The 21,329-nt window shown below is 72.5% G+C and carries 18 protein-coding genes; 9 read left to right on the top strand and 9 right to left on the bottom strand.

The window, feature by feature from the left end:
* Nucleotides 1–115: 115 nt before the first annotated feature.
* From ACZ42X_RS09450 to ACZ42X_RS09410, 9 genes are all read right to left on the bottom strand, one after another.
* Nucleotides 116–1,528, bottom strand: a complete 1,413-nt coding sequence (locus ACZ42X_RS09450; protein WP_468286217.1) for an FAD-dependent oxidoreductase — start codon at nucleotides 1,526–1,528, stop codon at nucleotides 116–118.
* On the bottom strand, nucleotides 1,525–2,730 hold the full coding sequence (locus ACZ42X_RS09445) for a DUF993 family protein (protein ID WP_468286215.1): 1,206 nt from the start codon (nucleotides 2,728–2,730) through the stop codon (nucleotides 1,525–1,527). The genes ACZ42X_RS09450 and ACZ42X_RS09445 overlap by 4 nt, the downstream gene beginning before the upstream one ends.
* A gap of 162 nt (nucleotides 2,731–2,892) precedes the next feature.
* Nucleotides 2,893–4,227, bottom strand: a complete 1,335-nt coding sequence (locus tag ACZ42X_RS09440; protein WP_468286212.1) for a sensor histidine kinase — start codon at nucleotides 4,225–4,227, stop codon at nucleotides 2,893–2,895.
* Nucleotides 4,228–4,365: 138 nt separating this feature from the next.
* On the bottom strand, nucleotides 4,366–4,575 hold the full coding sequence (locus ACZ42X_RS09435) for a ferredoxin (protein ID WP_468286209.1): 210 nt from the start codon (nucleotides 4,573–4,575) through the stop codon (nucleotides 4,366–4,368).
* 36 nt (nucleotides 4,576–4,611) lie between these two features.
* On the bottom strand, nucleotides 4,612–5,742 hold the full coding sequence (locus tag ACZ42X_RS09430) for a cytochrome P450 (protein ID WP_468286206.1): 1,131 nt from the start codon (nucleotides 5,740–5,742) through the stop codon (nucleotides 4,612–4,614).
* Nucleotides 5,743–6,024: 282 nt separating this feature from the next.
* Nucleotides 6,025–8,565, bottom strand: a complete 2,541-nt coding sequence (locus ACZ42X_RS09425) for an ABC transporter permease (RefSeq protein ID WP_468286203.1) — start codon at nucleotides 8,563–8,565, stop codon at nucleotides 6,025–6,027.
* Complete coding sequence (locus ACZ42X_RS09420; protein WP_468286200.1) at nucleotides 8,565–9,383, bottom strand: ABC transporter ATP-binding protein; 819 nt, start codon at nucleotides 9,381–9,383, stop codon at nucleotides 8,565–8,567. Before ACZ42X_RS09420 ends, ACZ42X_RS09425 begins: the two co-directional genes overlap by 1 nt.
* Nucleotides 9,384–9,477: 94 nt before the next feature.
* On the bottom strand, nucleotides 9,478–11,103 hold the full coding sequence (locus tag ACZ42X_RS09415; protein WP_468286197.1) for an MFS transporter: 1,626 nt from the start codon (nucleotides 11,101–11,103) through the stop codon (nucleotides 9,478–9,480).
* Nucleotides 11,104–11,311: 208 nt separating this feature from the next.
* Nucleotides 11,312–12,160 (bottom strand): mycofactocin-coupled SDR family oxidoreductase, encoded by an 849-nt coding sequence (locus ACZ42X_RS09410; RefSeq protein WP_468286195.1) that lies wholly within the window; start codon nucleotides 12,158–12,160, stop codon nucleotides 11,312–11,314.
* A 201-nt stretch (nucleotides 12,161–12,361) separates the two neighbouring features.
* Here ACZ42X_RS09410 and mftA point away from each other — a divergent pair, with 201 nt between their 5' ends.
* From mftA to ACZ42X_RS09365, 9 genes are read left to right on the top strand one after another with little or no spacing between them, the layout of a single operon-like run.
* Nucleotides 12,362–12,484, top strand: a complete 123-nt coding sequence (gene mftA, locus ACZ42X_RS09405; protein WP_386228152.1) for a mycofactocin precursor MftA — start codon at nucleotides 12,362–12,364, stop codon at nucleotides 12,482–12,484.
* A 13-nt stretch (nucleotides 12,485–12,497) separates the two neighbouring features.
* A complete protein-coding gene (gene mftB, locus ACZ42X_RS09400) occupies nucleotides 12,498–12,788 on the top strand; it encodes a mycofactocin biosynthesis chaperone MftB (protein WP_468286191.1) in 291 nt (96 codons plus the stop codon).
* On the top strand, nucleotides 12,785–14,008 hold the full coding sequence (gene mftC, locus ACZ42X_RS09395) for a mycofactocin radical SAM maturase (RefSeq protein ID WP_468286189.1): 1,224 nt from the start codon (nucleotides 12,785–12,787) through the stop codon (nucleotides 14,006–14,008). Before mftB ends, mftC begins: the two co-directional genes overlap by 4 nt.
* A complete protein-coding gene (locus tag ACZ42X_RS09390; RefSeq protein ID WP_468286186.1) occupies nucleotides 13,999–15,903 on the top strand; it encodes a mycofactocin system FadH/OYE family oxidoreductase 1 in 1,905 nt (634 codons plus the stop codon). The genes mftC and ACZ42X_RS09390 overlap by 10 nt, the downstream gene beginning before the upstream one ends.
* On the top strand, nucleotides 15,900–17,858 hold the full coding sequence (locus tag ACZ42X_RS09385) for a mycofactocin system FadH/OYE family oxidoreductase 2 (protein ID WP_468286183.1): 1,959 nt from the start codon (nucleotides 15,900–15,902) through the stop codon (nucleotides 17,856–17,858). Before ACZ42X_RS09390 ends, ACZ42X_RS09385 begins: the two co-directional genes overlap by 4 nt.
* Complete coding sequence (locus tag ACZ42X_RS09380) at nucleotides 17,855–18,835, top strand: mycofactocin-associated electron transfer flavoprotein alpha subunit (RefSeq protein ID WP_468286180.1); 981 nt, start codon at nucleotides 17,855–17,857, stop codon at nucleotides 18,833–18,835. The genes ACZ42X_RS09385 and ACZ42X_RS09380 overlap by 4 nt, the downstream gene beginning before the upstream one ends.
* On the top strand, nucleotides 18,832–20,151 hold the full coding sequence (locus tag ACZ42X_RS09375; protein ID WP_468286177.1) for an FAD-dependent oxidoreductase: 1,320 nt from the start codon (nucleotides 18,832–18,834) through the stop codon (nucleotides 20,149–20,151). Before ACZ42X_RS09380 ends, ACZ42X_RS09375 begins: the two co-directional genes overlap by 4 nt.
* Complete coding sequence (locus tag ACZ42X_RS09370; protein WP_468286174.1) at nucleotides 20,148–20,465, top strand: ferredoxin family protein; 318 nt, start codon at nucleotides 20,148–20,150, stop codon at nucleotides 20,463–20,465. The genes ACZ42X_RS09375 and ACZ42X_RS09370 overlap by 4 nt, the downstream gene beginning before the upstream one ends.
* A complete protein-coding gene (locus ACZ42X_RS09365) occupies nucleotides 20,462–21,295 on the top strand; it encodes a mycofactocin-associated electron transfer flavoprotein beta subunit (protein ID WP_468286170.1) in 834 nt (277 codons plus the stop codon). Before ACZ42X_RS09370 ends, ACZ42X_RS09365 begins: the two co-directional genes overlap by 4 nt.
* The last annotated feature ends 34 nt before the right edge of the window (nucleotides 21,296–21,329 follow it).

Genomic DNA, 21,329 nt, shown 5'->3' with positions numbered 1-21,329 from the left:
GCCTACAAATCCTGAGCGCGCCTCATCGGCCCGCCAACCCCTAATCGGTCCGGCAGCCCCTACAAAACGGGGCTGCCGGACCGCGCACCGGAAATGGGGACGGGTGGCGTCGGCTTCACGCCGGCTGCGACTGCTGGCCGCCCGTGGCCGACGGGCGGAGCAGGTCGCCGAACTCGGGGTACTGCGCCATCGCCTCCTGGCGCGTCAGCGGCCGCTCGCGCGGCCCGCGGAACACGGTCAGCAGGGCGGGCAGCGTCATCATGCTGCTCGGCGGCGCCTCGAGCGCGGCCACCTTGAACGAGGCGTCGGACAGGCCGGCGTGCTCCGTGGTCATGCGCGCGAACCGGGCGGTGAAGCGGCGCAGCAGCTCGGGGCCGCGCTTGAGGGTGGAGGTGGCCTCCGGGAACCACTGGTCGGTGCCGGTCGCCATCTGCCAGGGGCCGAGGGAGGACCGGGCGATCGCGGCCTGGGCCCGCTTGCCGAGCCCCGGCGCCAGACCGGTGCGGTCCAGCTCGGTGCGCAGCGCCACCGCGCCGAGCGCGGCGATGGACATGCCGGTCGCGTAGTTGGGGTTGAGCGTGGTGGCGGCGTCACCGATGACGACGAAGCCCTCGGGCAGGGGCAGCTTCTCGTAGTGCCGGCGCCAGTTGGGCAGGCCCCGATAGGCCTGGACGCGCCCGGCGGGCGTGGCCTGCGCGATGAGGTCGGCGATGACGGGGTCGCGCAGGGAACGGGCGAAGTCGGCGAACCCCTGTTCGTCGGTGGGCGGCTGGCCGCCCCGGGTGCCGATCAGGGCGACGATCCAGCGGTTGCCCTCGTTGGGCAGCAGCGCGGCCCCCCGGCCCGGCTCGCCGGTGCCGTTCTGCGCCTGTATCAGCACCCCGGGGAAGTCCTCGGGGGTTTCCGGCGGGGCCTCGTACAGCCTGCTGGCGTAGGCGAAGCCGGCGTCGACGCGGTCTTCCTGCACCTCGGGCAGCCCGAGCTCGGTCAGCCAGGCCGCAGCCTTGGAGCGGCGCCCGGTGGCGTCGACGACGAAGTCCGCCGGAAGCGTCCGGGCGGGATCGCCGTCGCGTTCGATCCGCACGCCGGTGATCCGGGCGGCCGATCCGTCGAGTCCGGTGACCTTGGCGGACTCGACCAGCGTGATCCGGGGGTCGGCCAGCACCCGCTCGCGCACCGTGTGGTCGAGGAGGGCCCGGCTGCACAGCAGCACATGGGCGTCGCCGGTGCGGTGCCGCCGATACCAGCCCTCCGCGGACAGGGTCAGCAGATCGGCGGGCATGCCGCGGCGCTTCGCACCGGCCGCGTACAGCGCGTCCGACAGCCCGGGCAGCAGGGTGTCGGCGGCACGCACCCCGCCGCTCATGAACATGTGGTTGTGGTACCCCTGCGGCAGTCCTTTGCGCAGGTCGGGCCGGTCGGGGAACGCGTCGCTCTCGACGATCGTGACGTCGCTCCCGTGCCCGGCGAGCACGGCGGCGGACAGCATGCCCGCCATGCCGCCGCCGAGCACCACCGCCCTGGTCATCGGCTGACGCCTTCCTGCGGGACCCCTGACACGTCGAGGAACCGGGCGATGCGGTGCGCGGCCAGTTCGGGGTCGGGGAACAGGCCCAGTTCGTCCGCGAGCCGGTACGCCTTCGCCAGGTGCGGCACGGACCGCGCGCCGTGCTCGGCCCACACCATGCGGTGATGGCCGATGTGGCCCGAGAGCCAGCTGAGGAAGACCAGTCCGGTCTTGAAGAAGAGCGTGCTGCGGCCCGGTCCCTGGAACAGGTGCGCGGACAGCTCGTCGGCCTGGCCGAGCTGCTTGCGGAAGGAGTCCGGGTCGCCCGCGTCGAGGGCGCGCAGGGCCTGGCCGGCCAGTGGCGCGATCGGGGTGAACACCGGCGACAGCGCGTCGCTGTGGCCCTGTCCGTCACCGGCGATCAGCTCGGCGTACGTGTCGTAGTCGCCGGTGTAGAAGCGCACGCCCTCCGGCAACCGGCGCCGCAGGGCGATCTCGGCCTCGGGGGTGAGGGGGGCGACCTTCACGCCGTCGACCTTGCCGGCGTTGTCGGCGATCACGGCGAGGAACGCCTCCGTCGCCGCCGCCGGGTCCTGGTGGCCCCAGTATCCGGCGTGACCGGGCACCCACTCGGGCAGCAGCCAGTGCAGCACCGCCGGCTGGGCGGAGCTGCGCAGCAGGCCCGCGTACACCTCGGCGTACTCCTCGGCGCTGCCGACGGCACCGGCGAGAGCCGCGCTGGCCTGGATGACCGGCTGGCCTCCCGCTTCGTTGACGACCTCCAGCTGCTCCTCGTAGGCGGCGACGACGGCCTCGCGGGAGTGCGGGGTGAACGGGTCGAGCTGGTCGGTCCACACACCGGCGGCGAACCGGCCGCCCGACTCCGCGGCCGCAGCCCCGGTGCGGCGGATCAGCTCCGCGGCGGTCGGCCAGTCCAGACCGGCGCCCCGGTGGGCGGTGTCCAGGGCCTCCGCGACGGTGAACCCGTGGGACCAGAGCTGCCGGCGGACGGCGAGGGTGGCCTCCCAGTCGAGGGCCTGCGGCGGCGGAGGGCCGAGCGGCGGGCCGAAGGGCTCGTTCGGCGCGAACGGGTCGCCGACGACCGGAGCGGCGGCAAGCACGGACCGGCTGCGGAACGGGGTGCTGTCGGGGGTGAGGGCGCTCGGCTCTCGATTCGGCTGATAGCGCGTCAGCGAACCGGTGTCGTCGGGGAGTTCAATCACGTCGTCAGCTCCGGGGTCTAGGGCGAATCGACCACGAACGCTAGTGACGGGAATGCACCCCAAGACCCCTTAAGCGACCCCTAACAAGGCGGCCGTGACAACAGAATGCGGCTCCCGGCCGTACTGGGCCGGGAGCCGATTCGGTGTCGTGCGCGTATGTCCTCAGGCGGCCGCCGAGACGGTCCACGGAATGACGGCGCCGATCTCCGTGGGGCCGCCGTCCGGGCTGTCGACCTTGAGCATGCCGCCGATCGCGGCCAGCTCCCGCTCCAGCCTGGCCAGGCCCCCGGGGCGGGCGAGGCGGGCGCCGCCCCGCCCGTCGTCCCGGACCACGACGTGCAGCAGCCCTTCCCGCACGGACAGCGTCACCCACACGCGCCGGGCGCCGGCGTGCCGTGCCGCGTTGCCGAGGGCTTCACCGACCATGCGCAGGGCCGCCTGCTCGGCCACCGGGTCCCAGCCGGGGAGGGGTACGACGTCCAGCGTCACGGGCATCGACATGGCAGCCGCAAGACGTCGTACCCCGGCGACCAGGACCGCCGCGGCGGGTGCCCCGACGGCCCCCGCACGGTGAACGGACTCCTGGACGGGCGCGGGGTGCCCGGGGGGCACCGGGCCGGGCGCGGCCGAGGGAGCAGGGGCGGGCGCGGCCGAGGGAGCAGGGGCGGGCGCGGCATAGGGGGCAGGGGCCGGCTCCGGGCCGCCCGCACCGGGCCACGCCGAACCCGTACCCGTTCCCTGTCGCCGGGCCTGCACGGCCTCGCGCACGGCCCGCTCGGTGCGCCGTGCCCCGACCAGCAGGGTGTCGGTCGCCTCGCGCCAGCCGTCGGCCAGCCGGTCCCTGCCGGGCGCGGCGGCCGTCGCGGCGGCCGTCGCGGCGGGCGCCAGCAGCGGGCCGGGGCCCAGCAGCCGGAAGTACGTCCTCAGAAGCACCGGGTTGACGCGGGCGGCCACGGCCAGCAGACCGGCCCCGACCAGGGCGGCGAGGAAGGCGGTGCCCCAGCCGGTGACGGGTACGACGGTGTACCAGTTCGTCGAGTCGCCGTCGGCCAGCGGCTGCCACAGCCCGAACACCAGCAGGACACCGTGCGCTCCGTAGACGGTCAGCAGAGCCGGCGAGAGCGCGACGGCGAAGCCCACGGTCGCGTCGAGTGCCAGCCATCCCACGTCGCGCCAGGTGGCGGGATCCTTCAGCATGGCGCGGCAGCGCCGTACGCAGCCCGCCACACCCCGGCGGGCGTTCGCGGGCAGCAGCCGGTAGGGAGAGGGAATGTCCTGACCGCTCCAGGCCGCCGCGAGCCGGCGGCGGGAGGTCGCGTGCGCGCGAACCGCCGCGAGGACGGCCGGGGTGGTGAACAGGCCGATCCCGATGGGAAGCAGAGCCAGCGACACGGCGGTCAGCACGAGCAGCAGCACGCCGCCCACGAGCGCGGTGACGGCCAGCACCAGCCCCTGCAGCGCGGTGACCCACGTGTCGTGCACCCTTGACCTGCTCACCTGTCTCCTCCTGTCGTCCGACCGGTGCCGTGCCGGCCCGCCACCAGTCTCGGCGTTCCGGGCCTCGCGCACACGGGGCCCGGCACCCGGACCGGGGTGTACCTGACACCACCTCGGACACGGCGGGGGAGACCCGGCTCAGTCCTCGCCGAGGGAGATCGCGGCGACCGGGCAGCCGGCGGCAGCGGCCCTCAACGCCCGTATGGAGGGGGCGCCGTACCCGGTCGGCGAGTCCCCTCCGGCCAACACCACGCGGCCGTCCTCGTCGCTCTGGTCGAAGACACCGGGCAGGGCGTACACGCACATGCCCGAGCCGACACAGCGCTCACGGTCGATGTCGATACGCATCGCGCAACCATCCGTCCCGCATACCGGTCCCGGGGGTCACCAGGTGACGGGAAGGGAGTGCATGCCGTGGATGAGCGTGTGGCTCTTGAAGGCGAGTTCCTCCTCGGCGACCGCCAGACGCAGGCCGGGGATGCGGGAGAACAAGGTGTTGAAGACGATCTCCAGCTCGACCCGGACGAGGCTGGCGCCGGGGCACTGGTGGATTCCGTGGCCGAACGCCGAGTGCAGTTCGATCTCGCGGTGGATGTCGAAGGTGTCGGGGTCCTCGAAGGCCGTCTCGTCCCGGTTGGCCGAGCCGTTCAGCGCGATGATGCCCTCGCCCGCCCGGATGGTGACCCCGGCGATCTCGATGTCCTCCGTCGCGACGCGCGCCGTGGCCGAGTCGGCGATGCTCAGGTAGCGCAGCAGCTCCTCGATCGCGTTGCCGGTCAGGGACGGGTCCCGCTTGATCTCCGCGAGCTGATCGGGATGGCGGAGCAGCATCGCCGTGCCCAGCGCGATCATGTTGGTGATGGTGTCGAAGCCGCCGAACAGCAGCATGCGCGCGAGCGCGACGATGTCCCCGTGCTCGAGGGCACCGGTCTCCTTGTTGCGGGCGATGATCCGGCCGAGCAGGTCGTCGGTGCCCCGCTCGGCCTTCTCCGCCACCAGCTTGCCGAGGTAGACGTCCATCTGAGCGGTGGCGGCGCCGACTTCCTCGGGACTCACGTCGCTCTTGACGGTCGTCTCGGCGAAGGCGCGGAAGGTCTCGGTGTCCTCGGCGGGTACGCCCATCAGTTCGCAGAAGATCAGCGAGGGGACCGGGATGGCGAGCGCCTGGACCAGGTCGACCGGGCCGCCGGTGGCCAGCATCGCGTCGATGTGCTCGTCGACGACCTGCTGGATGCGCGGCCGCAGGGCCTGCATGCGCTTGACGGTGAGTTCCGGGATGAGGGCGCGGCGGCGCACCGTGTGGTCCGGTGCGTCCATCGCCACGAGCGGCAGCTCCATGGTCTGCAGGACCTCGTCGGGCACCGGGAACTGCAGCGGGTAGTTGGGCAGCTTGACGCTGGAGCTCATGGCCGGCGAGGTGAGGACGCGGCGCACGTCCTCCTGCCGGGCGACCACCCACACCTCACGCCCGGAGAGCGCCATTTTCACCTTGGTGACGGGATTCTTGCTGCGCATCTCGGAGTATGCGGGCGGCGGGCTGTACGGGCATTTCCGCTCCATCGGAAATGCGGGCAGCTCATCGGCATTCTGCGCAGGGGAGGAAGTCTCTGTCATGCCATCAGGCTAGGGGTGGACGTCATTTCCGCGGCCCCCCTATTTGACCCCTAATGCCGCGCCTCCCATGCTGTTCCGGACGTGGTCTCCGGACATGGTCTCCGGACATGGTTCAGCGCCCGCTCCGGGGGAGGAAAGCGGGCGCTGAACGGTGGTGGGGAGGTCTGCGCGGGTGCCGGCCGGTCAGGCGGGCGCCGCGGCCTCCAGGGGCCGGACCTTGAGCGCCTGCCAGGCCGGGACCAGGGTGGCACCGACGGTGAGCAGACCCGCGAACCCGATCGTGGCGAAGTACATCCACAGGGGCCCGGTCGGCGTCAGGGAGTCGGCCCGGGCGAGGCTGAAGGGGATCAGCGTCATCGGGGCGACGAGCGTGCCGAGGAGGATGCCGATTCCGGCGGTCATGCCGCCTTCGTAGGCCATCATCCGCATCACCTGGGCGCGGGTGGCGCCGGTGAGCCGCTGCAGACCGAACTCGCGGGTGCGACCGCGCACCGCCAGCCACAGGCTGTTCATCACGGAGATGGTGATGTACCCGAGCAGCGTGCCGATCATCAGGTAGCTGACGAGAGCCTGCGCACCGAGGTGGTGGGCGAAGGCGTCGGTGAGCCGGTCGCGGTCGACGACCTCGGTCCCCGGCAGCTGGGCCGTGACCTTGCCGAGCGCGGCGGCGAGCTGCGGGTCGTCCACACCGGACTTCGGGGCGACCACGATGTGGCTGGGCAGGGTGCTGCGGGTGTGCTTGGCCAGGGTGTCCGCCGACATCATGATCGTCTCGAAGCTGGCCTTCGCGTCGACGAGCGCGACGATGTTCAGCTTCTCGGTGTTCCCGTCACCGAACCGCACCGTGAGGGTGTCGCCGATGCCGGCCTTGAGTTCCTTGGAGAACTCCTTGGCGATGGCGACCGAGTTGCCTTCGAGGTCGGCGAGCTTGCCTTCGGCCTCCTTCGCCGCCCCGACCGCCGCAGCCGCGTCCGGCGTGTAGCCGAGCAGCTGCCAGCCCTCCAGGTCCTTGTTGCCCCACGGGTCCTTCGGCGCCTCGATGAATCCGGTGCTGGCGACGAACTCGGAGGCGGTCTCGACCTCGGGCAGCGCCCGGACCTTCTCCAGCGTGCCCGGCTCCAGACCGTCGGGGCCGCCGCGCAGCACCGCGTCGCTGACCAGCGACTCGGTGTAGACGCTCTTGACGCTGCTCTCGGTCGAGATCAGGTACAGGTTCGCCGTGGCGATACCGGTCAGGAGCATGACGGGGGTGATCACCGCGGCCAGCCGCACGGCCCTGGCCCGGGTGTTGAGTGCCGCGAGGTATCCGGACAGGCCCGTCACCGACTGCAGCAGCGGTCCGAAGACCTTGGTGAGTGCCCGGGAGATCACGGGGCCGAGCAGCGCGAGACCCACCGCGAAGAAGATGGACGCGAAGGTCGACGGGCTCGCGATCAGTGGCCCGGTGACGAGGTTGAGCGCGACGAACCAGAGGTTGGCGCTGATCAGGAAGCAGATGATGGCGAAGATCAGTCGGACCTTGCCCAGTCGGAACTTCTCCTCGCCCTCCTCGGCGAGCGCTTCGGTGGGCTTGGCCAGTGCCGAGCGCCGGCCCGCGATGATCGCGGCGGTCGCCGAGGAGATCAGCGCCACCACACACGCCACGGTGGTCGGCAGCCAGCCGCGGTAGAAGACGAAGCCCTCGGGGGCGATGCCCGTGTCGGTGAGGGCGTCGAACAGCCACTTGCCCGCGGCCAGACCGGGCAGGGCGGCAATTGCGGTGCCGATGAGGGAGATGCTGACGGTCTCGCCCACCACCATGCGGCGCACCTGCCGGGGAGTGGCGCCGATGGCGCGCAGCGTCGCCATCTCCTTCATGCGCTGCTGGAAGGAGAGCGAGAGCGTCGACGCCACGCCGAGGATGCCCACCATCAGTGCGAGGGCGACGAGGAGGCCGGCGATGACGATCAGGTCGGTCATGTCGACGTCGGCGTACTCGGCCTTGCCGCGCTCGTCCCCGGTGAGGGTGACCGCGCCGCTGTCCGCGATGGCCCGGTCCACCTGCTGCTCCAGGGCGGTGACGTCCGTACCGGGCTTGACCAGCAGGCCGATGGAGTCGGCCTGGCCCGGCACCGGGGCGAACCGCTGGGCGTCGGCCTCGGAGAAGAACAGGCTGGACTCCACGGCCTCACCGGTGGGCTGGGCGACACCGGTGACGGTGAACTCCTGCGTTCCGCCCTTGAGCGCCACGTCGATCCGGCTGCCGGCCCCGGCTCCCGCCTCCCGGGCGACCCCGGCGTCGAGCACGACCTCGCCGGGCGCGGTGGGGGCCCTGCCCTCGGCGAGCTCGTACGGCATGAGCGCCGCGGACTGCCAGCCGTGCCCGAAGGACTCCTCCTTCTTGCCCACGGGCTTGCCGTCCTTGAGGGCCGCGGCGGCGAAGGACCAGTCGACGACCGCCTTGTCCACGCCGGGCAGCGAGGACAGTTCGCCGGCCAGCGAGGCGTCGACACGGACGCGTTCGCTGAGGTGGGCGACGGGGCTGCCGGCCTGCTCGTACTCGCCGTTGCCCGCGACGACGATCGGGGCGGCGTTCAGGCGCTGCGCCGGCAGCACGGCACGCAGGCCCGTCTCCATCATCGCGCCACCGGCCGTCATGATGACGCCGGCGAGACACATCGCGACGAACGTCGCGAGGAAACTGCGCCACCTGAAGCGCACGGTACGAAGGGAGAGCTTGAACATCACATGCCCCCCACGGCCGCACCGGTGCGCGCCGCGACGGCGTCACCGAGATGGGTCATCTGCTCGGCCACCACGGAGGCCGTCGGGTTGTACATCTCGCTCGCCACCTGACCGTCGGCGAGGAAGACGACCCGGTCCGCGTAGGAGGCGGCCACCGGATCGTGGGTGACCATCACGATGGTCTGCCCGCCCTTGCTCACGGAGTCGGAGAGCAGCGTGAGGACCTCTCGCGCGGTGCGCGTGTCCAGGGCACCGGTCGGCTCGTCGGCGAAGATCACCGCCGGCTGGCTGACCAGGGCCCGGGCGATGGCGACACGCTGCTGCTGGCCACCGGAGAGTTCCGCGGGGTGGTGACCGGCGCGGTCGCTCAGGCCCACGCCGGCGATGACCTGCCGGACGAAGTTCCTGTTCGGCCGGCGGCCCGCCAACTGCAGAGGCAGGATCACGTTCTGCTCGACCGTCAGGGCGGGCAGCAGGTTGAACGCCTGGAAGATGAAGCCGATCTTGTCACGACGCAGCAGCGTCAGCTCGGTCTCGCTCTTGCCCTTGAGGCTGACACCGTCGATGACGACCGATCCGTCGGTGGGCTCGTCGAGCCCGGCCGCGCAGTGCAGCAGGGTGCTCTTGCCGGAACCGGAGGGCCCCATCACAGCCGTGAAGGTGCCCTGGTGAAAAGCCACGGACACACCGGCCAGCGCGGAAACGGACGTGCTGCCCCTCTTGTAGACCTTGTGCACGGAGTCCAAACGGACAGTCTCGGTGACTCCGCGGTTGCCAAGTGTGTCCACTTGTCTCTCCTCAGTCTGCGGAACTCTCATATGTCTCACTGCGGATCTCTTAAATCGAGACTATGAGCGGGCCTCCGGACCCGGTATGGCTCTAGAGCGCGGAAAGGGGGTGTACCTAACCCCCCTATCCGGCCCGCGTGGCCGATACGGACGCGGCCTGCGGCTCCGGTCCGGGCTCGGGCGGCGGCTGCGGGGTGTTGCGCACGTGCCGGAGCCGCCACACCGTGAACACCGCGGTCGCGAGGGCCACGACGGCGCCGAACCACGCCGCGACGTGCATCGCGTCCACGAACGCCTTGTCCGCCACCGACAGCAGCGCCTGCGCCTGACGCGCGCCCAGCGCACCTGCGGCCTCGACGGCGCCGCCGAGGGTCTGCCGCGCGCTCTCGAACACGTCCGGCGTGACGCCGGCCGGCCTGTCGTCCGCCATGGCGCCCCGGTAGACGGCGGCCCCGATGCTGCCGAACACGGCGATGCCGAGAGCGCCGCCGAAGTCCTGGAAGGTCTGGGTGAGGGCCGAGACGGACCCGGCGCGCTCCGGCGGCGCTGCGGCGACCACCAGGTCGGTGACCAGGGTGAGCACGATGGCCGCCCCGACTCCGATGGCGGTGGCTCCCGAGATGACCACCAGGAGGTTCTGCTCCGCTTCGACCCGGGTCATGACCAGGAACCCGGCACCGACGAGGGCGAACGCCGCCCCGATCACGTAGGCGGGTGGGACCCGGTTGGCCAGCACCACCGCGAACGGAGCGATCAGCATGGTCAGGGCGGGCGGTGGCATGGTCCACAGGGCCGCCTCCAGTGGCCTCATGTCCAGCACGTCCATGAGGTACTGGGTGGTGAAGACGCTGTAGCCGATCAGGCAGGCGAACGACAGCAGGCTGAGGCTGATCGCCGGGCTGAAGCCACGCCGGCGGAACAGCTTCGGGTCGATCATCGGATGGCTGAGCCGCGTCTGCCGGAACAGGAACACGCCGAGCACGGCGACACCGAGCACCATCGCGGCCACCCGCGGGACTTCGAGACCGTCGGTGGCGACCTCCTTGAGTCCCCAGATGACGGCGAGGACGCCGACGAGCGACAGCACGGCGCTCAGGACGTCGAAGCGGCCGACGTCGGCCCGCGGCCTGCGGAACTCGGGGACGAGCACCGGGACCAGGATCAGCATGACCGCGAGCACGGGGATGTTGATCAGGAAGATCGAGCCCCACCAGAAGTTGTTGAGCAGTGCACCGCTGATGACCGGGCCGATGGCCGAGCCGGCGGAGTTGCCGATCGCCCAGATCGAGATGGCCGTACGGCGCTGCTGCTCGTTGCGGAACATGTTGCTGACGAGAGACAGGGTGGACGGCATCAGAGTGGCGCCGCCCAGACCCTGCAGGGCACGGGCGATGACGAGCGTCTCGGCGCTGCCGGCGTACGCGGCGAGCACGGAGGCCGCGCCGAACAGGCACGCACCGATCATCAGCAGCCGGCGCCGGCCGATGAGGTCGCCGACGCTGCCCATCGTGATCAGCAGGCCGGACAGCACGAATGCGTAGATGTCGATCATCCACAGCTGCTGTGTGCTGCTGGGATGGAGCTCGCCCGAGATGGACGGCACCGCGAAGTACAGCACCGTCATGTCCATCGAGGTCAGCAGCAGCGGCAGTACGAGCACGCCGAGCGCCAGCCATTCCTTGCGCCCGGCACGCGGCGCGGGCTGAGCCGCGTCGCCTCCCAGAGCGGTTTTGTCCCCGACCGCAGTCATCGTCCGGCCCCCCTGTCACCGCATGCGGATCCGACCGTGGGGCACGTCGGTTCCGCGAGGTATGAAAACGCCACCATTTCCTCCTCGACTTCCCTTCAGTCAGAAATCCGCCGGTCACGACGGGAATTCAGGTTCTTTTCCATGGGACTCGGACAGTGCATCGGGCACCCGGCCCGGCCGCCCGGACGGGCGGCCCCTGACGGCCGTCTCACAGGCCGAGCTTGACGGTGGCGCCGGCATCGACCTTCAGGTGCAGGCCGGTGACGTAACGGGACTCGTCGGACGCGAGGTAGACCACGGCGTGGGAGACGTCGATGGGGTTGACGAACGGCACCGGCATCGACTGCAGGCCGGTGAAGACCGGGTCGACGTCCTCACGGACCGGCTCGTCCAGGTCGGGCCGGAAGACCTTGTACACGGCGTCGTTGAGCAGCATGTGCGTGTCGACGTTGGTCGGGTGCACCGCGTTGACGCGCTGGCCGCTGCCGGCGACGAGCTGGGAGAGCGTGTTGACGTACTCGACGAGCGCGTGCTTGGAGAAGCGGTACGCCGCGAATCCGGGGCCGGCCGGGGAGACGTCGCCGTGGCCGGGCTGCAGCGCGGTCATCGAACCGATGACGATGATCGAGGCGCCCTCGCCCAGGTGCGGCAGAGCGGCGTGCACGGTGTTGACGACTCCGCCGAGGTTGATGTCGACGGTGTCGGCGAAGGCGCTGATCGGGCGCCCGGCTCCGATGGGCAGGATGCCCGCGTTGGGGACCACCACGTCGAGACGGCCCAGCTCGGCCACGCCCTCGTCCACGGCGGTCTTCAGCCCGGCACGGTCGCGCACGTCCGCCCGCCGGGTGACGATGCGCCGGCCCGTCTTCTCGACCAGCCGCGCCGTCTCCTCCAGGTCGTCGGACGACGCCATCGGGTACGGCACGCCCTCGATGTCCTCGCACAGGTCGACCGCGATGATGTCGGCGCCCTCCTCGGCCAGCCGCACCGCGTGGCTTCTTCCCTGCCCGCGCGCGGCCCCGGTTATCAGCGCCACTTTCCCAGCCACTCGTCCCATGGGGACCCTCCCTGTTCGGACGTCGGATCCATCAGGATCTCTTCTTTGCCGTCGGGTGATTCTGCGTCTCATTATCAAAGCCCTCCGGCGGCCGACAGAGCGCGAACAACCCCTAGATAAGTAGGGGTGGACTGCGCTTACCGAGGAAACACATCATCTTTTCTGAAACGTCGTCTGACGTGTTGTCGAAGGGAGTCCGTCATGGGCACTGAAGCAGCGGCCGAGGAGAACCCGGCCCTGCCGGAGTCCGGCGCCGGAGAACCGGTGGCCGAGGAGCTCCTCGTCGAAGAGGTGTCGATCGACGGCATGTGCGGTGTCTACTAGCCAGGAGCCGGATGTGTTCACTCCCGAGCGCCCCTACCGGTGTTCGCCGAGCGTGGCGCTGCGCCCGGAGCCGTTCGGCGCGCTCGCCTACGACTTCCGCACCCGTCGGCTGAGCTTCCTCAAGACCCCGTTGCTCGTCGACGTCGTACGGACCCTGGGCGACCACCCTGACGTCCACGCCGCGCTCGCGGGTGCGGGGGTGGCCGCCGAGCAGCGCGGCGCCTACCTGCGGGCCCTGGCCACCCTGGCGGACGGCGCCGTGATCGAACCCCGTCCCGGAACCTCCCTGGAGCGTGCCGCGTGAGGCTCGTCGACCATTTCGAGACCGGGCTCGACGCCCCGATCTGTCTGACCTGGGAGCTGACGTACGCCTGCAACCTGTCGTGCGTGCACTGCCTTTCCTCGTCCGGTCGGCGCGACCCGCGCGAACTGACGACCCAGGAGTGCGAGGCCGTCATCGACGAGCTGCAGCGCATGCAGGTCTTCTACGTGAACATCGGCGGCGGCGAGCCGACGGTGCGGCCGGACTTCTGGGAGCTCGTACAGCACGCCACCACGCGCCAGGTGGGCGTGAAGTTCTCCACCAACGGGGTGCGTCTGACGCCCGAGCGGGCCCGGTGGCTGGCCGCGAGCGACTACGTCGACGTCCAGATCTCGCTGGACGGCGCCACCGCCGAGGTCAACGACGCCGTGCGCGGCGCGGGTTCCCATGCGACGGCGATGCGGGCCATGCGCAACCTCGCGGACGCCGGCTTCTCCGGCTTCAAGCTCAGCGTGGTGGTGACCAGGCACAACGTCGGTCAGCTCGACGCGTTCAAGTCGATCGCCGACGCACACGGAGCCCAGCTGCGTCTGACCCGTCTGCGGCCCGCCGGGCGCGGGGCCGACGTCTGGGACGAGCTGCACCCCACCGCCGAGCAGCAGCGCGGGCTCTACCACTGGCTGCTCGACCAGGGGGAGGGTGTGCTCACCGGTGACTCCTTCTTCCACCTCAACGCGCTCGGCGACGGTGCACTTCCGGGGCTCAACCTGTGCGGTGCCGGACGTGTGGTGTGCCTCATCGACCCGGTGGGCGACGTGTACGCCTGCCCGTTCGCCATCCACGACGAGTTCCTCGCCGGCAACGTCCGCTCCCCCGGCGGTTTCGCCGAGGTGTGGCGTACGTCCCCGCTGTTCGCGGAGCTCCGCGCCCCGCAGACGGGCGGGGCGTGCACGGCGTGCTCGGCGTACGACGTGTGCCGGGGCGGCTGCATGGCCGCCAAGTTCTTCACCGGGCTGCCGCTGGACGGCCCCGACCCGGAGTGCGTGAAGGGCGCGGCGCAGTCGGCGCTCGCCGCCGTCGGCACGGAGCAGGTGCCGCGGCCGAGCGGCGACCACTCGCACCGCACCGCGCGTGCCCCGCGCCCCCGTCCCGTGCCGGTCAGCATCGGCTGGGGCCCGCCCGCGCCGGCGACGGCCCCCGACCGGCCGTGCGACACCAGCCCGCTGGCGGACCTCCGAGGGGCCGGCCGGACGTGCGCCTGACGGATCCGGTCGTCGTGGGACCCCGCACGGCCCCCAGCCGCGTGATGTTCGGACCGCACGAGACCAACCTCGGCAAGGGGCGCGCCCTGACCCGCCGTCACGTCGACTACTACGGGCGCCGGGCGGCCGGAGGTGCCGGACTGATCGTCACGGAGACGGCGAGTGTGCACCCCTCGGACTGGCCCTATGAGCGGGCCCCGCTCGCCGCCGACTGCGGCCCCGGCTGGGCCGCGGTCGCCGCGGCGTGCGCACCGCACGGCACGCTGGTGCTGGCCTCGCTGGGGCACGCCGGCTCGCAGGGCTCCTCCGCCCACCACCAGTCGGCGCTGTGGGCGCCGTCCCGCGTGGCGGACGTGACCAGCCGGGAGATGCCCATGGAGATGGAGGAGCCCGAGATCGGCCGGCTGGCCGACGGTTTCTCGGCCGCCGCCGGTCTCGCCTCCGCCAACGGCCTGGCCGGTGTGGAGATCGACGCCGGCCAGCACAGCCTGCTGCGCCAGTTCCTCTCCGGCCTCACCAACCTGCGCACCGACGGCTACGGCGGCACGGCCGAGAACCGGACACGGTTGCTGCGCGAGGTGCTGGACGCCGTCCGCGACGCTCTCGGCACCGACCGCGTCCTGGGACTGCGGCTGTCCTGCGACGAACTGGCCCCGTGGGCCGGCCTCACCCCGGAGGCGTCCGCGGGCGTCGCCCGGGAGCTGGCGCGATGCGTCGACTATCTGGTCGTCGTCCGCGGCTCCGCCATGTCGGTCTCCGCCACCCGGCCGGACTTCCACACCCCCGCCGGCTTCAACACCGAGCTGTGCCGCACGGTGCGCACGGCGGTGGGCGAAGCGGTGCCCGTGGTGCTCCAGGGGTCGGTGACCGATCCCGCCCAGGCCCAGCGGGCGCTGGACGACGGCGTCGCCGACCTGGTCGAGATGACCCGGGCGCAGATCGCCGATCCCGACCTCGTCGCACTGGTACGCGCCGGACGTCCCGAACGGATCCGCCCCTGCGTGCGGTGCAACCAGAAGTGCCGGGTGCGGGACGACCGCAACCCGGTCGTCTCCTGCGTCGCGAACCCGGCGAGCGGCCACGAGACCGAGGACACCCCCCTCGGCGGGCGGGTGACGTCCGACCGCGCACTGGACGTGCTCGTGGTCGGCGGCGGACCCGCCGGCCTGGAGGCGGCCCGGGTGCTGGCCGGGCGGGGCCATCGCGTGGAGCTCACCGAGCGCCGCGCCCGGCTGGGCGGGACGCTGCGGGACGCCGGTGAGCACTGGTCTCCGCTCGCGGACTGGCTGGAGGCCGAGGTGCACCGGCTCGGTGTGCGGGTGCGCACCGGAACCGAGACCGTCCAGGGCGACCTGTCGGGCCGCCCGGTGGTGCTGGCCACCGGTTCCCGTCCGGGGCCACGGCTCTACGACGTCGGCGGGCACGTCGTCGAAGCCATCGACGTCCTGGCCGGGCGGGCACGGCTGCCCGACGGTGCGGTCCTGGTGCACGACCCGGTCGGCGACGCCACCGGCACCGCGGTCGCCGAGCTGCTGGCCGCCGACGGCCGGCCCACCACGATCGTCACCCAGGACCAGGTGATCGGCACGCAACTGGCGCTGACCGGCGACCTCGCCGACGCCAACACCCGGCTACGGCGGGCCGGCGTGACGCTGCTCAAGCGCCACACCCTGCGGGCGGTGGACGCCGACGGCGCCCTGGTGGAGGACGTGCTGACGGGGGAGCGGCGCTCGCTGCCGTGTGCCGCGGTCGTGCACTGCGGTCACCGCCTGCCCGACACCTCGCTGGAGGCCGAGCCGCGCGCCGGGGACTGCGTGGCGCCCAGGACGGTGCACGAAGCCGTGCTCGAGGGCCGCCGGGCGGCCCTGGCACTGGAAGGCGGAACCCTGCGATGACCGCACTGCGCCACCTGTTCTCGCCGCTGCGCCTCGGCCCCCTGACGGTCGCCAACCGGATCGTGTTCTCCGCGCACCTGACCAACTACGCCGAGGACGGCCTGCCCAGCGAACAGCACGCCGCCTACTACGCGGCCCGCGCCGCCGGCGGGGCGGGGCTGATCATCACCGAAGAGCACTCCACCCACGTCACGGACTGGCCCTACGAGAAGCTGATCCACGGCTACCGGCCCGAGGCGGTGTCCGGCTACCGCAGGATCACCGAGGCGGTGCACGCCCACGGGACGCCGATCCTCGCGCAGCTCAACCACAACGGCGGCCAGGCCTCCTCGATGTACTCGCGGCTGCCGGTGTGGGCCCCGTCCCCGGTTCCCGACCCGCTGTTCCGCGAGGTTCCCAAGGCCGTCACCACCGGCGAGATAGCCGAGATCGTGGCCGGATACGCCACGGTGGCCGGGCACTGCGCCCAGGGCGGCTTCGACGGGGTGGAGCTGCAGTGCTCGCACTCCTCGATCGTGCGTGGCTTCCTGTCCCCCGCCACCAACGTACGCACGGACGCCTACGGCGGTTCGCTCGCCAAGCGCACCCGCCTCCTGCTGGAGATCGTCCACGCGGTGCGCGAAGCGCTCGGCCCCGACCGAGCGCTGGGCGTGCGGCTGTGCGGGGACGAACTGATCGAGGGCGGCACGACCGTCGACGAGGCGGTCGAGACCGCCCGGCTCGTGGAGGCCACCGGACAGGTCGACTACATCAACACCTCCATCGGCGTGGCCACGTCCACGCTGTACATGATCGAGGCGTCGATGACCGTGCCGCCCGGCTACGCCCTCTTCGTCGCCAACGCCATCCGACGCGCCGTACGGCTGCCCGTGGTCGGCGTGGGCCGTATCAAGGACCCGGTGCAGGCCGAACGGGCACTGGCCGAGGGACACTGCGACCTGGTGGGCGTGGTCCGCGGTCAGATCGCCGATCCCGACTTCGCGGTCAAGGCCCGTGCCGGGCGCACCTCCGACATCCGCACCTGCATGTCCTGCAACCAGGAGTGCGTGGGCCGGATGGGCCTGAACCGCTGGCTGGGGTGCATCGAGAACCCGCGGGCGGGCCGTGAGGCGGTCTCCCTGCCGCCGCCCGGGCCACGGCCGCGACAGGTCCTGGTGGTCGGCGGGGGACCGGCCGGTCTGCAGGCCGCGGCCACCGCGGCTCAGCGCGGACACCGGGTGACGCTGTACGAGCGTGCCATGACGACGGGCGGGCAGGTCCAGGTGGCCGCCACGGCACCGGGCCGCGCCGAGTTCCTGGACGTGGTGCGCAACCTGCTCGCCGAGTGCCACCGGCACGGTGTGCGGATCCACACCGGCGTGGAGGCCACCGCCGAGTCGGTGCGTGCGGCCGCGCCGGACGCGGTGGTGCTGGCGACCGGGGCCCGCCCCCAGCCCCCGTACTGGGCGGGTGGGCTCGACCGTGTCGTCGACGTGCGCGACGTCCTGGAGGGCCGGGCGGCGCCCGGTGCGGGGGACCGCGTCCTGATCGTGGACGAACTCTCCTTCCACCAGGCGACGTCCGTCGCCGAACTACTGGCCGACCGCGGCTGCCGGGTCCGCATCAGCACGCCGGGCATGGTCGTCGGGCAGGACCTCGGCATCACCCTCGATCTCGAGACCTATTCAGTACGCGCGCACGCCAAGGGCATCGAGCACGCCACCGACCAGGTGGTGACCGGTGCCCGCGGCGACGGTGCGGAAGTGGAGCTGGACGTGCTCACGCACACCACGGGAGAAGTCGTGCAGGAGCGCTACGACTGGGTGGTGTGCGCGGTGCACCAGGCCCCGGAGGACGCGCTCTGGCACGCGTTGAAGGACGCGCCGTTCACCGTGCGGCGGGCGGGCGACTGTCTGGCGCCCCGCCGGGCGCACGCGGCGGTCGTCGAAGGACACCGGGCGGGAGTGGCGGTATGAACACGCTTCCCGCCCCGCTTCCCGCCCCGCTTCCCGCCGTCGCGGTCCTCGTCGTACGGGACGGCGACCTGCCCGCCGGTGCGGACGAGGCCACCGCCGAAGCGGGCGGCGCCGTCCTGCTGGTCGGCACCGGGACGGGCGGGGCCCACGTCCCGCTCACCTCGGCACGACGGGTGTGGGCCGCCGAGACCGGCACGGCGCCCGGCACGCTGGCGGCCTGTCTGGCCCCCGTCCTCTCGCCGGTGCACACCGTGGTGCTGCCCGCCTCGCCCGACGGCCGCGACCTGGCACCGCGGCTGGCCGCCGAACTCGGCCGCCCGCTGCTCGCCGGCGCGTCACACGTACGGGAACACGGCGCCGACGTGCTGCGCTGGGACGGCAGGGCCCTGGTGGAACTGACCGTCGAGGGGCCGTTCGTGGCCACCCTGGTGCCGGGACTGAGCGGCGCCGAACCGGCCCCCGGGCCCCCGGTGGTCACCACGCTCGCACTCGACCCGGCCCGGCCGGTCGCCGACGCCCGCTCCCTGGCGACGGTGACCGGTTCCGGTGCGGCGGACTCCCTGGCCGAGGCCCGAAGGGTGTTCTGCGCGGGTGGCGGGCTCGACTCCGCCGCGGCGGTGGGGCTGCTCGCCGAGGTGGCCGCGGCCCTGGACGCCTCCCACGGCGCGACCCGCGTGGTCACCGACGCCGGCTGGCTGGGCTACGAGCGGCAGATCGGCACCACGGGCGTCACCGTCGACCCGGACCTGTACGTCGCGTTCGGTGTCTCCGGAGCCCCGCACCACACCGGCGGGCTCGGTTCCCCGCGCCACGTCGTCAGCGTCAACACCGACCCGCACTGCCCGATGACGTCCATGGCCGACCTCGGCATCGTGGCCGACGCCACGGCCGTGCTGACCGAAATCGCCCGGCTGCTGGGGATCCCGGAGACCTCGGGGCATGTCGCCGACGCCGAGGAGAGCGGAGCGATCCGATGAACAAGCACCCGGATTTCGACGTCGTGGTCGTCGGCGCCGGCCCCGCCGGAGCGGCGGCGGCGCTCGAGGCGGCACGCGCCGGGCGGTCCGTCGCGCTGCTCGAACGCGGCCCCTATCCCGGGGCCAAGAACGTGTACGGAGGCGTGGTCTACGGCAGCGTCCTCGACGAACTCGCCCCAGGATGGCCGGAGCACATGCCGGTGCAGCGCTGGGTGACCCGCCGCTCCACCATGCTGCTCACCGACCACCAGGCACTCACCGTGGACTTCCGCACCGAGGACTGGGGCTCCGCCCCGTACAACGGCGCCACGGCGCTCCGCGCGGAGCTGGACGGCTGGCTCGTCTCGCTCGCCCAGGAGGCGGGTGCCGTCCTCGTGCCGTCCACCACGGCCACCGGGCTGCTGCGCGATGCCGACGGCCGGGTCACCGGAGTCCGCACCGACCGCCCGGACGGGGAGCTCACCGCGGGCGTGGTGATCGCCTGCGACGGGGTGAACTCCTTCCTCGCCAAGGAGGCGGGGCTCTTCGCCGGCGTCCCCGGCCGGCAGGCCGAGCACACGTCCCTGGGGGTCAAGGAGACCCTGGCCCTGCCCCGCGAGGTGATCGAGGAGCGCTTCGGCCTCAGCGGCCGCCACGGCCAGGACATCGAGATCCTCGGCGGCACCGGCGGCATCCCCGGCGGCGGCTTCCTGTACACCAACCTCGACTCCGTCAGCATCGGCGTCGTCCTGTCGCTGACCGGGCTCGCCGCCTCCGGTGTCCGGCCCGAGGAGGTACTCGCGGAACTCAAGGCGCACCCGGCGGTGGCCCCGCTGATCCGGGGTGGCGAACTCAAGGAGTACTCCGCGCACCTGATTCCGGAGGGCGGCTACGACACCATGCCCGAACTCGTCGGCGACGGCATCCTGGTGGCCGGCGACGCGGCCGCGATGTGCCTCGCGGCGGGCGTGTGGCTGGAGGGCGTGAACTACGCGCTGGGCTCGGGCATGCACGCGGGGCGCACCGCGGCCGCCGCCTGCGCCGGCGCGGACACCTCCGCCGCCGCGCTCGCCGGCTACCGGCGGGCGCTGGACGACTCCTTCGTGCTCCAGGACCTGCGCAGACTGCGCCGGGTGCCGCAGCTGGTCTTCTCCGACCGGGTGCAACGGGCCTATCCCCGGCTGCTGTGCGACCTCGCCCAGGGTTTCTTCACGGTCGACAACCGGCGTCCCAAACCGCGGCTGCGCGCGCTCGCGCGATCCGCGGCCCGGCGGCACGGGGTGCGTCTGCGTCATGTCCTGTCCGACTCCTTCACCGGGTGGAGGTCCTTCGGATGACTCCCACGCCTTCCGAGCGGCCGGGCGGCCTGCCCGACCCCTCCTTCGAGGACCGGATGTCCACCGTGGAGTTCCGGGTTTCCGAACGGCCGCACATCACCGTGGACTCCGACGTGTGCCGTGGCTGCTCGACCCGCGTATGCGTGCACGCCTGCCCGGCCCGGCTGTTCGTGCCGACGAGCGACGGCTCGATCCTGTTCAACTACGAGCAGTGCTTCGAGTGCGGAACCTGCTACCAGGTGTGCGACGCCGACGGGGCCATCACCTGGACCTACCCCGACGGCGGCCACGGCGTCGCCTTCCGGAAGGGGTGAGCGTCGTGCTGGTGGCGGCCGCTCTGCGATTCGGCGACCCGCGTGCCGCGGTGGACCCGCTCACCGGACGGGTGACGACCGACCCCTACGCCGGAGGAGCCGGTCCGGCCGACCGGTGTGCGCTGGAGTTCGCGGTGCGTGTCGCCGAGGAACTCGGGGGCCGCTGTCTGGCCGTGACCGTGGGCCCGCCGACGGTGGAGGAGGTACTGCGCGACGCGCTGGCCGCCGGCGCCGACGAGGTCCTGCGGATCGACGGCCCGTCGGGCGACGGGGCGGCGACCGCCGTGTCCCTGTGCGCGGGGCTTGCCGCGAGGGGCGTCACTCCGGCCCTGGTGATGTGCGGGGACCGCTCGGCGGAACGCGGCACCGGCAGCACCCCCGCGTTCCTGGCGGCCCTGCTGGGCGCCGCGCAGGCCCTCGGGCTGACGGAACTGGACGTCGACGACGGCGGCTTGCGGGCGGTACGCCGGCTCGACGGCGGGCGCCGTGAAGTGCTCGACGTACCGCTTCCCGCGGTGTGCTCGGTGGAACCCGGCACCGCCGTGCCGCGCCGTGCGCCGTTGCGTGCCGTGCTCGCGGCCCGCACCCGGCCGGTCCCCTCGGTCACCGTGCCCGCGTCCCCGGATTCCGGAGTGCGGACGGGCCCGGTCCGCCCCTACCGGGCCCGTCCGCGCTATCTGCCCGCCCCCGCAGGCGACCTGCCCCGCGACCGGCTCATGGCCCTCACGGGGGCCCACACCACGCCGCGCGTCCCGCCGCGCCTAGTCGCGCCGGGCAGCCCCGTCGAGGCGGCCCGGCTGCTGCTGGAGCACCTCAGGGCACGGACGTGAGCAGCGTCGTCCACGCGAACGGAGTCTTCACCGG

This window comes from Streptomyces sp. NPDC030862 (genome assembly GCF_055571835.1).
The sequence above is the reverse complement of the archived record's forward strand: the minus strand, read 5'-3'. Positions and strand labels throughout refer to the sequence as shown.

Coding starts and splice junctions, on each gene's coding strand:
- ACZ42X_RS09450 (WP_468286217.1), bottom strand. CDS start 1,528: ATGACCAGGGCGGTGGTGCTCGGCGGCGGCATGGCGGGCATGCTGTCC.
- ACZ42X_RS09435 (WP_468286209.1), bottom strand. CDS start 4,575: ATGCGTATCGACATCGACCGTGAGCGCTGTGTCGGCTCGGGCATGTGC.
- ACZ42X_RS09430 (WP_468286206.1), bottom strand. CDS start 5,742: ATGCGCAGCAAGAATCCCGTCACCAAGGTGAAAATGGCGCTCTCCGGG.
- ACZ42X_RS09425 (WP_468286203.1), bottom strand. CDS start 8,565: ATGTTCAAGCTCTCCCTTCGTACCGTGCGCTTCAGGTGGCGCAGTTTC.
- ACZ42X_RS09420 (WP_468286200.1), bottom strand. CDS start 9,383: ATGAGAGTTCCGCAGACTGAGGAGAGACAAGTGGACACACTTGGCAAC.
- ACZ42X_RS09415 (WP_468286197.1), bottom strand. CDS start 11,103: ATGACTGCGGTCGGGGACAAAACCGCTCTGGGAGGCGACGCGGCTCAG.
- ACZ42X_RS09410 (WP_468286195.1), bottom strand. CDS start 12,160: ATGGGACGAGTGGCTGGGAAAGTGGCGCTGATAACCGGGGCCGCGCGC.
- mftA (WP_386228152.1), top strand. CDS start 12,362: ATGGGCACTGAAGCAGCGGCCGAGGAGAACCCGGCCCTGCCGGAGTCC.
- ACZ42X_RS09385 (WP_468286183.1), top strand. CDS start 15,900: ATGACCGCACTGCGCCACCTGTTCTCGCCGCTGCGCCTCGGCCCCCTG.
- ACZ42X_RS09380 (WP_468286180.1), top strand. CDS start 17,855: ATGAACACGCTTCCCGCCCCGCTTCCCGCCCCGCTTCCCGCCGTCGCG.
- ACZ42X_RS09375 (WP_468286177.1), top strand. CDS start 18,832: ATGAACAAGCACCCGGATTTCGACGTCGTGGTCGTCGGCGCCGGCCCC.
- ACZ42X_RS09370 (WP_468286174.1), top strand. CDS start 20,148: ATGACTCCCACGCCTTCCGAGCGGCCGGGCGGCCTGCCCGACCCCTCC.